Here is a 12,398-nt window from a genome sequence, read left to right on the forward strand (position 1 = left end):
GTGCGCAGAGGGGGATCAGCGTCAGGTGACTGACAGCCTGCGAGAATTCTACGAAAGCCTCAATCAGGAGGAGCGAGTTCTCGCGGCTGAAGTCGCGACCGACCGTCTCGGGCTGCTGATGCGGATCGCCATCAACGAGCTCGACCTCGATTTCGAAGGTGTGGACCTCGGAGCCGAGCCGACGGAGGCCGATCAGGAGCGATCGTACCTCATGCGCATCGGCGTGGTCCGCATCATCAAGCTGGCAATGCAGGCAAACGATCGGTTCGATGCGCCGACGGTGACGATCCAGCGCGACCTCACCTACTCGGGTGCGGTGCTCTCGCTCATCGGTGTGGCCGGCGCAATCGAGCACGGCCGGCGCGTGGCGCAGAGCCTGACCGCAAAGGGGGCTCGGATAGAGAAGCTGCCCGATCGCTTCCGCATCGTGCTGCCCGCGAAGGTGGCCGATCTCGAGCTGCACGAGCGCGAGCTCGAGCGTCTTCACACTGGGCATTACAGGAGAAGTCTCGCGGAGGGCTACGAAGCGATCGTCGGGCCCAGGATCGGCGATGAAGTCAGAGCACTGCTTACCGATCTCGTCTATCCCTTCGCGACGCACTTCATCGGCTACGAGGCCGATCCCGCGCTGGACTTCTACTTCTTCGGGCACGCCTACAATGACATGCTGCTTGCCAAGGGTTTCGACACCTTCCACTTCTCTACGATCTTCGGTGGCGTGACCTTCGCGAACTACAAGCTCGCAGCGACCTTCATCGTGTCAGTGGCGATGAAGCACCGTGCATTCGTGCGAGCACTCCTGGAGAAGGAGCCTTCGATCAGGATCGAGGACATCCTCACCGTGTCGGTCGAGACCGCAGGCTTTCTCGAAGGGTTGCGAGAGTTCATCAATCAGTTCGGCGAGCGGTTCGAAGGCCATGTGCCGGTGACCGATGACGACGTGCGGATCATCTTCGACGTGCTTTCCGTAAGCAGGCGCAATCTGGCGCTGCTCGATCGTCCGGGGGCGCCGATCCCGCCGTTGATCCAGTGCTCCGACGATCACGTTATCAGGCCCCTGGCGGGCGCGACCAGCGATGAGGTCATGCTGTTTCTCCTGAATTCGCTGCAGCACAGCTTTCCGAAGGAGTACGACCGGGCGCAGCGGGCCCGGGAAGGGGTGATGCAACGATCGGTCGAGAAGGCGATCCGCTCGGTGCTTCCCACGCTGGAATTCCGGGGCAACATCAAGTTGAGGCAGGCCGGCAAGGTTCTGACGGACATCGATCTGGTGATTGTCGAGGCGTCGGGCAACCGCGTGATCCTTACGCAGCTGAAGCATCAGGACCCGTACGGCGCGGATTTCGCCACGATGCTGGCGAGGACCGGCCGGCTGAATCAGCAGGTGAGCGAATGGCTTCGCAAGGTGCGTTCATGGCTCGCCGCCGCGAGCACGGCCGAACTTCGCGCGACCTTTCGGCTGCCGTCCGGTTCGGCGAGACCCCAAATCAGCCTGCTTGTTCTCACGCGGCACTACGCGCATTCGCTCCGACAGGTTGTAGCCGATGACGATGTCACATTCTCCAACTGGAATCAGCTCGTCACGGCGATAGCGCGACTTCAGGAGCGAGCAGGCGATGCCTCGGCAGGCGATCTGATCGAGGAGCTGAGGGCTCTGAGTACGCCGGAACAGGAAGAGCATCTGCCCGAACCGTCCAGTGTCTGGACCGTCGGAAACCTGCGTTTCACGATCGAGCAGGAGCAGGTCTAGGCGCCCCTGCCCGGCATCCGCTGTCAAACCGGGCCAAAGGGCGCCTTTGCTCATCGAACCGGCGGCGACTTGGCGCCTGACAGGCGCTCGCATGACGGGCCGACGAGGCCCCATGCCGCATTGATGACTTCTTCGAAGGCGAGATCCTTCAGATCCAGCGATGCGGCGTATGCCCGCCATTGTGCCTGCTTGGCGTCGGTCAGCATCGCGTCGGACAGTCCCGGCGGCCTCTCGGCGGGTAGCGCCGTGCCTCGCCGATCGAAGGTCGCGCTGATCGCCGCATCGAGGTCTTCCGGCGCAATCTGCAGGGCTCTCGGAATGGCCCAGAGATCGAAATAGTCCTTCATCCGCCCGTTGGCGGCGCCAAGAGCAACCATGGCCTGGAACTTCTCGGCGATGACCGAGGCAGGTGGGTAGATCCGGATTTCCGGCTCCTCCATGCCCAGCATTGACGGATAGGCCATCGTCTGGGCTGAATCAGCGAGCGCATCGCCGAAACCAATATCGATCGTCACCGGAATTCGGCTTCGCTCCAAATGAGCTTCGGCCCGCAGCCGAATGCCACCGTATTCCATTTCCTCGCGGATGATCGTGGTCTTCAGGCTTGCAGTGTCGAATATCAAGCCGTCCCCGGCGTCGATCGAGAGAACCTCCGCAAACACCTTTTGCAGATGTTCGGGATCGCTGTTTCCATGGCCCAGAAAATCGGCGTCCCTCGTCTCGCGCGACGTGCTCTCGAGCCAGAGGGTGACGAGCATGCCGCCCTTCAGAATGAAGGAGCCGCGATGTGCGGAGATCGACAGACGATAGAGCAGCCGCTCGAGCGCGTAGCGGACGAGCACCACATCATAGACTCGCCCCTCGCTGCGAGCGAGATTGAGGAGCCGCTGCTTTACCGACGCGGCCATGTTGACGGGCGCCTTACCCATTGGATGTGAGCGCTTCGAGATAGGGCTTCATGATGTTCCAGGCATCACCGGCAATCGCCGCGTCCGCGATCGATGCGGGTGTGGCCTTGCGCTGGTCGAGAGTGGCCCGGAGAGCTTCCACCGCGACGGATCGATCCACCAGTCGGCGATTCCGGAAAACGTCCGCCAGTGTCTTCGGAATGGAAAATATGGGAACCTCGGTCCCCGAGATCGTGTGATATTCGATCCCCTGCTGCATGTATCGGTCCCGAAGCTCGACAATGCGAACCGGGGGGTAGGAGGGCGCCGGCGCGCTCCAGTCCCTTGTGCTGACCGCAACCCACACCTTTCGCGGCATCTGGTCCGTCAGTTCATGAAAGGCCAGCGCGGAAACCATTGCGATGACCCCCCGAGGAACCTTCTTTGCGGCCTCCGCCAGTGCCTGATGTGCGTCAATGTCGCTGTCGGCGCGCTGATACAGTCCGCGGGATATTCGAGTGAGTTCGCCGGCGCGGACAGCTCGCGAGATGGTGGGCGGGTCGATTCCCTCCTGCCGCAGCTCGTAGGCGCGTACGATCGGTTGCCGCGCGAGTATGTCCGCGAGCCTTTGCCGCTGCGATCGGGAAGGAGAGTCGGCCATTCTGTTACATATCCTGGGTCTGGACCATTTCAGACCCAGGATATGTAACACACCCCCGTTACATATCCTGGGTCTCATTTCGCATAGACCCAGGATATGTAACAAGCGAACGCGCTCCCTGCCACATTTGCAGCCCGCTAGCCGCGAAAGCCGAGAGAGCGGGCTTCCTCGAGGATACGTTCGCCTTGCACCGCCTGCTTGCGTGTCGGCGGCTTGCCGATGCTGGCCTGCTTGCCGAGGGTAAAGGAGATCGAGCGCTGCCATGGCTGGAGGCTTTGCGTATCCTTGGCCCAGGCCGCGATGTCGAACCAGGTCTGGGACGCTACTGCAGCGACACGCGCCACTTGCTCGCTTTCCGCGGCGCTGACCTGCTCCTCGAAGACATGCGCACCTTCTGCTGCGCGGGCACCATCGCGGGTGACGAGTTCGCCACGCACACCGGCCGGAATCTCGATGGAGAGATCACGGAAGGCCTCCCAGCAGGCAAGCTTCTTAGCCCATTCCGTGACGTTCTGACCGCCCGGAGGGTTGGTGATATGTTCGTGAGCCTGAACGCTCAGCGTCTCGATGAAACCGGCAAGCGCGGGCGTGAGCTCCTGAGCGGACCAGATGCCGTCGAGATCGATACGCCGTTCCGTATGATGCGACAGCCAGGCGAGGCTGTATGTCACGATGTTCGCGCGATAGCCGCCGAACTTCTGCCGTGAGACGATCTTCTCGGCCTGGCGAAACAGGATGGCACGGGCGACCGCGCGCTCGAAATAGCGCTCGTCAGGCTCGAACGTGCCCCGCTGCTCCAGCACGTCCATGAAATCGAGATAGCACTTCTGACCGCCGCGGCTGACGATGTGCGGCAGCTGTGACCAGCTGTGCTCGTACTTGGCGAGATCGGTCTTGGTGATGAGCTGGCTGCGAGGATGGATGAGCTCCCACTTGCGGCGCTCTGCATCCGTGCGATTCTGCGCAAGCGCATCGTGGTACTGGCCGCGGGCGCGTTCGTAGAACCAGCGGGTCTGACGCTGCAGCCCGCCAGCCGGCGGTGCCCAGATCGAGCGCGACAGTTCCTGCATGCGCCGGTGAAATGGATGGTTGGACGAGAAATCCGCCATGTTCACCTTGTTCTGGTTGTTGGCGGACTGGGAGATGCGAGGCGCAATCTCGTCGACGTCACCGTCGACAAGAATCTCGGTGATCTTGACCGGAACCTGGAGCTTCGACGCATCGACGCTGTCCTTGCGCGATGCGCGAAAGATCGAGCCGGTGGTCTGACCCCCGTTGACGATCTGGAAGTCGCTGGCCGAGACGAGATCGGCGGTTCCGTCACCATGATCGATCAGCTCGACCCCCGTGGCCGTCACCGAGAGCCCATTGTTGAAGGCGAGGAACATCTGCGGTTCCTCGAGAATCGTCTTGCGAATGCCCTGGTTCACCTTGCCCTTGAGCTGCAGGAAGCTGCGCACGTTGCGCTCGAGCAGACGGGGTCCATGCTGACGGTACATCTCGACCAGCACGTCGCCGGAAAGCATGGTCAGGAGGCAGCGATAGCCTGCCTCGGGCGGGCTGGCGACGATGCAGCGTACCGGGCTCCCCATGCCGGCAAAGTTCACGCGGATCGGTTCGCGGTGCGCGCCTGAAGACCGGGCACGCAGGAGCCGGCGCAGGTCCCAGAGGTGGCTGGACACCTCGATCCGGCCGATCATGTCATTGTCGATCCGATCGACAGTCGCGAGGCCGTCGGTCAGCACGAACAGGCGGACATGGCTGAGATCGTCGCGCGCCTCGTGGATTGCACGGCACATGTCGTAGCGATCGAGCGCTGCCTCCATGCCCTTGTGCTGTCCCTCGAGTGACCGGACCAGGAAGGTCGACAGCCTCTTGAACGCCGTATCGATGTCGGACTTGGGCACCGTTCCTGCCTCGCCGTCGAGACGCGGCACGGACAGGAAAAGGTCGAGACGATCGCCATCCTCGGACAGATACCATCCGCTACAGCGCATCCCGCGCCCCTCGAAGTCGCATGCGGTACCGTCGTCGACCTCCGACGCGTCGACGAGATGCTCGATCATCAGCTCGGTGAATGCGCTCGCCCGGAGGGCGCCGTCTTCCGCCGCGTCGGCCCTCGCGAACACGTCCTGCTGCAGGTCACGGGCAAACTGTGCCAGTTCCTCGGTCTCGGTCATGCGGCGTCTCCGATGAGCGCGATCATCGCGTCGTCCGCCAGCTCCCAGGCACCAAGATCGTCGGCGATGATGGAATAGGTGATGTCACCGACGCCAGCCGGAAGATTCGCGTCGGTCAGGCGCGGGAAGTCGCCCTCGACACGGAACCATCGTGTCGACACGACCTGGTAGCGATGCGCCTCGTAGATCGGCGCATGCACGTCGAGATAGTCGGCAAGCAGCAGGCGATCGTCAAACAGGCGAGAAGCCGGCTCGTCGCCCGCGAGTCTTGCCCGCAAGCGGGCGACCAGATCGGGCAGTGAGATGCCGTGAGGCTCGCTCTCGTCAAGGCGGACGCTCGCGAGAATCAGCGGATCGTGCGGCCGCTCATCGAGCTGCTTCTCATTCGAGATGGCGATCCGTGCGTGACGCTTGGCGAGCGAGGTCTTCACCTCGACAGCGAGCCTGCCGAGGCGGAAATCCTGATGCGCACTGTCCGAGCCGACCCACGCGGACACGCCTTCCAGCAGTGCGCCGTCCGCGAGAAAGCGCTGCTCGAGCACGACCAGCTCGCCGAACAGACCACGCTGCCGCTGTTCGGACAGTCCCTCCGGCGCGATGCGGTCGAACAGGCCCTGCCACATGCACAGGCGATCGACGCAACGGCGGAGCGCCGTTGCCGGGTCGGGCTCGGCCACGATGGCGTTGACGAGGTCGGCGGAAAGGACGGCGAAGATCTCGCGCAGCCGCTCTTCCTCAAGAATGATGACCAGGCTGGCCCGTTCCCGGTCCCCCTCGATCTCCTCGGTGTCGAGAAGGACACGAACACCCCGGCAGCGCGGCACACGGTCCGACAGGCCGCTGACACAGGCGACGCCTTCGATCAGCAGTCCGCTGCGCCCGCGCGGCCAGAAGATGCAGGCGAACACGTCGACCGCGGCTTCGGCGTCGAGCCGCCGGCGTTCCGTGCCGGACGTGCTTCGCCGCGCGGCCGCGAGGTCGGTCCAGCGCTCGGTCAGCTCGGCGGGGGTCAATCGAACAGATCCTCGAGCTGCTTCACGCTGTTTTCGGCATATTCGATCTCCCGGGCATTGTCGTCCCAAGGGAAGCTCACCGCAAAGCCCATCAACGGCGGCGTGCCATCACCGGCGTCGATCGGATAGATAAGGAGGAGACCCCGGCCGGGATCACGCTGACGGCGGATGAACGGGCCGCTCGGGGTCGATGGTTGATCCTTCTTGGGCGGCTTCTTCAAATCCCATGCACGGATCGTGGCCTGAAGCGCGGCCTCCTGCTGCTCGCGGCTCAGGTCAAGCGCTTCGTCGGAGGGGCTCACGAGGCGACCGATGGTGTACTTGCCGCGCTGTCCGGGTGCCCGGTTCTCGCGCTTGGTCAGCGGGATGTCGTATCCACCGATCTCGCGACGGCTGCCGCCGCGACCGCCGGCAAGCAGGGCCACGGTCCAGTCGGTCAGCTTGTCATCGGAGAGTCGATCCAGAACATAGTCGGCAATCGCGCGCGAGTTCGCCTTCCAGGATTCCCGTGCGGTCTCGACGCCTGCCATGAACGCGGCGACATCGGCGCCGGCCACGCCGGCCCAGATGTAGCGGTCCCGCTGAGGCTGGATGACGGGCAACCCTTCGATGAAGCGGGAGAAGGCGTCGAGATTGCGCTGGGCGCTGGCGAGATCGAATGACACGGTTTCCGAGATCGTGCCCGAAAATCCTGCCCGAACATGAGCGACCGCTCGCATCTTGTTCGTCGCAGTGATCAGCATGCCGTTCGGATGGGCCCGGACGCGGTTGCCGAACTGGTCCGGCGTCTGGCCGGTCGCATACATGAGGTCGAATTCCTCGCGCAGCTCGGAAGTTGCGACGGCGATATGCCGGTACCAGGCGACCAGGTCGGAAGAGGTGTAGAGCCGGCAGAGATCGGCATAGCCGGGTCGATAGCCGAACCAGCGGCCCATCTGCATGAGCGTGTCGTACATCCGCGATGTTCGAACGAAATAGCTGACGGACAAGCCCTCCAGGGTCAGCCCGCGGGACAGCTTGTCACCGCCCACGGCAATGACTGACAGGCCGTCGGGGTGCTCGGCATAGTCAAGCGCGTCCTTGGCCGATCCGTTGATCTCTCGAACCGTGATCCTGCGGGCGGCGTCGAACAGCTGTTCGCGAACCTGATCCCATTCGACGGGAGCAAGCTGATGATCGGCGAGCAGCTCGTGCAGGATCGGGAAGTTCGCCATGAAGTCGTCACGCCAGAGCGCCTCGAGCTTCTCGAGCGCATCGCCACCGGTTCCAGGGTATTCGAGCTGACGACGGATGTCGGTCATTTCCTCGTCGATCAGTCGCGCGACCTGCTGCTGCACGAGCGTGAAGCGCGTGACATGCACCAGCATCGAGTTGTCGACCGAGACGTCGCCTCGGACACGGCGGGCCGCGCAAGCGAGGATGAAGGCGAGAATCGCCTCGTGCAGCGTCCCGGGCAGTTCCGCTACCGCCAGCTCCTTCTTGTGCTTCGGCGGGAAGATCGTCTCGGCATCATCAACCTCGCGGATGATCGGCAATCCCTGGCTCTCGCCTTCGGCGCCCGGCCGCGCGAGGCCGAAGACCTTCTCCGCGCCGATGTAGTTCGACGGCGCCGGAATGTTGATGATGAAGCTGCGCGGAAACAGGTCCTCGCCCACGTCCTTCTGCCACCCTTCGTGATGGATGAAGACGTTGGCGAACGGTGTGGCGGTGTAGCCGACATAGGCGCTCTTCTCGAAGAGCGTGAGCAGGCGCCGAATGAACTTGTTGGTGTTGGTCGGGTTCGCGTCCTCGTCGATGTTGCCGTCCTGGTCGCGGTACTCGTTGGTGTTGGCCGACGCATAGTCGGCTTCGTCGTCGATGATCAGCAGCGGCACGCCGCGAATGATTCGGCCGCCGGGCGTGCCTTCGTCCTTCTCGCTGCGAACGGCGAGCCATTTCCAGAGGTTGTCGAGGATGCTGACGCGCTTCTTGACGACCAGCACGACCGGATCCTTGCCGCCCGGGATGATCTTGGTGCCCTGCGCGGTACCGAGACGGAAGTCGCCGCTCTCGCTGCCGCTCGTAAGCGAATGCGCGACCAGAAACGGAGCGCCGGGCAGAGCGCCGGCACCGATGCGCTGGTTCTCCTGGTCGGCCCGCAGATTGAGGCGCGTGTCGAAGCCGAAGAAGCCTTCGTCAAGCCTGATCTGCGTCTGGCTGCGCAGACTGTTGTGCACGCCGGCGAGCACGATGACGAGGGGATAGCCGGCGTCGACCGCCTTGCAGATCAGTCCGGTGTAGTTCGACGTCTTGCCCGACTGAACGTCACCAACGACGAGACCCCGACGATCCCATTCCCCCTCGGTCTGTGGATCGCGGAGCCGGTCGAGGATGTCGTCGGTGAGCCCGTCGAGCTGCTCGACAACATCATGCGGCATGCGCTTCCTGAGCTCGAGATACTTGCGGTAGCGCGTCCAGAAATCGAACTTCCGGTTCTCGCGGGCCGCCTTGATCCATGCCTTGAAATCGCGATCGTCGATGACCGAGTAGCCGCCGACATGGACGTTGTTGTTGGCCTCAAGCTCGCGTCGCAGGCGGTCCGCATTGACATCCGCGAAGTTGGGCATTGCCGCCACGGTTGCGACTGCGCGCTCGAGCGCCTCGATCGTGATACGCGTTTCCATCATCAGCAGCCCGTTCGCTACGGCATAGGCCGCATCGAACATCGGCGCCCCCGGACCTGCCCCCATCAGCTGCTCTCCTGCGCTTTTCCTGTTGCGGTTTCCTCGAGAAAGACGGCGACGAGCTCGGGGAACTGGTTGAACGGCTCCATTGCCAACAGCGCGCGGGCGGCACCCGGCCTGTCGCGACCGTCCTCGACAAGCGCCTGAAAGGTCTCTGCCATGGCTGCCTTCAGGTCTGCCGGCGAATCCTCGAACGGCTGGCCGAACCCGTCCGGCGTCTCGGCATTGTTGATGACGATCAGTGGCGCTGGCACGGTCTGCTCCACCAGTGCCAGCAGCGCCCGCACCGGCGCGCGATCCTCGGATGTTTCGAGGACCTTGCGCACCAGCGGATGTTCGCGGTTGATCTTGTAGAAGGTCTTGCCGCGTTTCACGACAGGGTTCCACAGGAACACGTCGTTACTGCCGAGCTTCCGCTGGATGACCTTGCCGCGATGGCGGTAGATGCTCGACGCTTGGCCGCGCGCGGTGCGGGCGATGCGGAGCAGGTCGCGGCGAAGCGCTGCCGGGGGCCGGGCGCGCGACTTCTTCACGTCGATCTGCCACAGAAGGTCGGCCGAGTTGGACAGGTCGATGCGAACGCGGGCGAGCTTGAAATGCTCTTCCTTCTGCATGCCGAGCCCAAGCCAGTCGCCGGCAACCAGCAGCCGCTTGTTGCGATAGATGTAGAAGCCCTGATGCGCGTTCCAGCCGCGCGGCCCGGCCGCTGCGGCGTGCTGCTCGGGCGAGATGCGGCTATGATGCGGCAGAATGAACGCCTTGACCTCGACCGCCTCGCCATCGGCGACCAGCGTTTCCGCCGGCATGGGATCGACCTTGTCGGTGTCCTCCAGAAACGGATCCCATGGCTCGACCAGCCTGCCGTTCAGATGGAGCCGGATGGCATTGCGGCCGCGCAGGAAGCGGTGGAATACCATTGCCAGATGCGCCTTCACCGCGTCGGCGCGCTCTCGGAAATGCTTCTGCGCGATCTCGTCGTCCGGGCCAGTCTCGCCGACCAGCTGGTCGAGCCGATCCCAGAACAGCACGGTGCCCTGCTCCTGAGCGTCGAGCAGCGCCCGATCCTCCTCGCTCAGCAGCGTCTCGCCCTTCAGGAGCCGCCACTCGCCAGTGCCGGTGGATGCGATGTAGTCGAGATCCCAGCGGCGGATCGCCGTGACGCCCCCACTGGGCTTCGACATGACCGTGAGGCACCGGCACTGGGATATGGATGCGGTCTTCATCCCGAGGCCGAAGCGGCCGAGGTCGTTCGCGGCACGATCCTCGAGCGGGCTGAGGCTTCCGGGACGCATTGCCTGGCGCAGCGAGTCCTCCGTCATGCCGATCCCGTCATCGCGAATGGTGACGCGCGATGCCGCGCCATCCCAGATCATGTCGATCCAGATGTTGCGAGCGGCGGCGGTTATGCTGTTGTCGATGATGTCCGCGAGCGCGGTGGGAAGGTCATAGCCGAACGCGCGCAGGGACTCGAACAGCTCCGCCGCGGCGGGGCTGGCGATGTCGTACTCAGGCGACACGGTTCACCTTGGGCGGCGCCTCGTCCTGCTGTCGAACGTCCCGTGCCGAAAGGATCGACAGGAGCGCCTCCCCGATCCACCGCGCCAGCAGTGGCGGGACTGCGTTGCCGACCTGGACGTACTGCTGGGTCCGGTTGCCCTTGAAGAAGTAGTTGTCCGGAAAGGTCTGCAGCCGGGCTGCCTCGCGTACCGAGAGACTGCGGCACTGCTGAGGATCGGGGTGGATGAAGTAGTGGCCATCCTTGGAGATGTGACTGGTCACCGTGGTGGACGGGCCGCCGCGAACCTGTACGCGGAACCGGTCGGCGAACTTGCCCGAGGTCCAGTTCTGGTGTTCGGGCGCGAGCTCGGCCGGAAAGTCCGAAGCCTTGGGCGATCGGCCGGTAACCTCACCAAAGACGGCCGCGAAGAAATAGCGGCCGAGATCGCTGTTCATGTGGCTGCGGCTGGCGTGATTCGGCAGGCGGGAAAGCCGGGGGTCGACGAGCCAGCCGCGCAGATCGGCGGGGCAGCTGTCAGCAATCCCCGTGCCCGTCGCTTCGCGGCCGGGAAGCTCGTTCTGCTCGCGAAAGCGCGCGAGATGCTTCGCAGCGGTCAGCGTGAAGGCGAGCTGCTGATCGTCGGAAAGGCCGGTTTCCAGCTCGGCGACCCTCGCCATTGCCTCGACGACCACCTCCTTCCATGCGGCGGCGCTGTCCTCGCCTCGACTGAGGCCGCTGCGCAGTCGAGGCATTCCGTCCAGCACGTGCCCGACGGTAGCAGCAAGGCTATGCTTGCGGAGAACGTCGGCGAGCGCGGTCTCGGGAAGATCGGCTGCGAGATCAGCACGCAGCCCGACCACGATCACACGGTGGCGGGCCTGCGGCACGCCGAAATCCTCGGCCCTCACGACAAAGTCGGGTGCACGGGGCTCGAACCCACCGAACTCGCTCTGACGCCGGGTCCGAGGGGACAGCGCGATCAGTCGGTAGCGCTGGCCGCCGCGTCGTTCGCCACGAAGATCTTCGAGCACCTTGTCGAAGATCCGGCTCTCGCCATCGTCGACGGACGACGAGAGCATGCCCTTGACGTTTTCCATGACGAATGCCGCGGGACGCAGCCGGTCGAGTATGCGGATATATTCGCGATACAGAAAGTGACGATCATCCTCGCTCGCGACATAGCCTTCCTTGCCCTGATTGCGCGCACGCCCGACCAGCGAGTAGGCTTGGCACGGTGGTCCGCCAATAAGGATGAGGTTGTCGCCGCTCGAGGCGCGGATGGCATCCAGCCGGGAATTGAGGCGAAGGTCGGGCTCTTCCTTGCCAAGCTCGAGCTGCCAGGCCTCGTTCTCGGCCGCCCGCCAGGCATCGGGATGCGATGTCGACCAGTCCGGCTCGTCACCGCCTTCGTTGAGGAAGCGATAGTAGAGATCGGGCAGCGTGTCGCCGAACTGCCGGAGGAAGGCGCGGAGCCGAAGAGTCGAGTGGGCAGCGGTTTCCTTCTCGATCGACAGCTCGACGCGGAAAGCGCGCTCGCCGTCGGGCCCGCGAACGCTGGAAAATCCCTCGGCCAGGCCACCCGGACCTGCAAAAATGTCGACGACCGAATATGTTGGCAAGAATCACGCTCTCAGAAGCCCACCCCGCAATCGCTGATGCATATCAGCTTTCCCCCGAGGTAGAACA

General features: G+C 63.9%; 8 protein-coding genes. 1 reads left to right on the plus strand and 7 read right to left on the minus strand.

Annotation, left to right across the window (positions count from 1 at the left end):
• The first annotated feature begins 25 nt into the window (after nt 1–25).
• Nucleotides 26–1,750 carry a hypothetical protein gene (locus J7500_RS02835; RefSeq protein ID WP_294059879.1) on the plus strand — a complete coding sequence of 575 codons (1,725 nt, stop codon included), beginning with the start codon at nt 26–28 and terminating at the stop codon, nt 1,748–1,750.
• Nucleotides 1,751–1,800: 50 nt separating this feature from the next.
• Here J7500_RS02835 and J7500_RS02840 read toward each other — a convergent pair whose 3' ends face one another.
• From J7500_RS02840 to J7500_RS02870, 7 genes are all read right to left on the minus strand, one after another.
• On the minus strand, nt 1,801–2,679 hold the full coding sequence (locus J7500_RS02840; protein WP_294059882.1) for a nucleotidyl transferase AbiEii/AbiGii toxin family protein: 879 nt from the start codon (nt 2,677–2,679) through the stop codon (nt 1,801–1,803).
• Nucleotides 2,672–3,298: an AbiEi antitoxin N-terminal domain-containing protein gene (locus J7500_RS02845; RefSeq protein WP_294059886.1), complete on the minus strand. Its 627-nt coding sequence runs from the start codon at nt 3,296–3,298 to the stop codon at nt 2,672–2,674. Before J7500_RS02845 ends, J7500_RS02840 begins: the two co-directional genes overlap by 8 nt.
• Before the next feature lie 137 nt (nt 3,299–3,435).
• Complete coding sequence (locus J7500_RS02850; RefSeq protein ID WP_294059887.1) at nt 3,436–5,478, minus strand: AIPR family protein; 2,043 nt, start codon at nt 5,476–5,478, stop codon at nt 3,436–3,438.
• Complete coding sequence (locus J7500_RS02855) at nt 5,475–6,491, minus strand: PD-(D/E)XK motif protein (RefSeq protein ID WP_294059890.1); 1,017 nt, start codon at nt 6,489–6,491, stop codon at nt 5,475–5,477. Before J7500_RS02855 ends, J7500_RS02850 begins: the two co-directional genes overlap by 4 nt.
• Nucleotides 6,488–9,097 carry a Z1 domain-containing protein gene (locus J7500_RS02860; protein WP_294060662.1) on the minus strand — a complete coding sequence of 870 codons (2,610 nt, stop codon included), beginning with the start codon at nt 9,095–9,097 and terminating at the stop codon, nt 6,488–6,490. The genes J7500_RS02855 and J7500_RS02860 overlap by 4 nt, the downstream gene beginning before the upstream one ends.
• A 122-nt stretch (nt 9,098–9,219) precedes the next feature.
• The gene (locus J7500_RS02865; protein WP_294059892.1) at nt 9,220–10,731 is read right to left on the minus strand and encodes an ATP-binding protein; all 1,512 of its coding nucleotides are present in this window, start codon (nt 10,729–10,731) and stop codon (nt 9,220–9,222) included.
• Complete coding sequence (locus J7500_RS02870) at nt 10,721–12,331, minus strand: DNA cytosine methyltransferase (protein ID WP_294059894.1); 1,611 nt, start codon at nt 12,329–12,331, stop codon at nt 10,721–10,723. Before J7500_RS02870 ends, J7500_RS02865 begins: the two co-directional genes overlap by 11 nt.
• Nucleotides 12,332–12,398: the final 67 nt, after the last annotated feature.

It is taken from the genome of Sphingomonas sp., from assembly GCF_017744835.1.
Classification (GTDB): Bacteria; Pseudomonadota; Alphaproteobacteria; order Sphingomonadales; family Sphingomonadaceae; genus Sphingomonas.

Coding starts and splice junctions, on each gene's coding strand:
- J7500_RS02840 (WP_294059882.1), bottom strand. CDS start 2,679: ATGGGTAAGGCGCCCGTCAACATGGCCGCGTCGGTAAAGCAGCGGCTC.
- J7500_RS02845 (WP_294059886.1), bottom strand. CDS start 3,298: ATGGCCGACTCTCCTTCCCGATCGCAGCGGCAAAGGCTCGCGGACATA.
- J7500_RS02850 (WP_294059887.1), bottom strand. CDS start 5,478: ATGACCGAGACCGAGGAACTGGCACAGTTTGCCCGTGACCTGCAGCAG.
- J7500_RS02860 (WP_294060662.1), bottom strand. CDS start 9,097: ATGCCCAACTTCGCGGATGTCAATGCGGACCGCCTGCGACGCGAGCTT.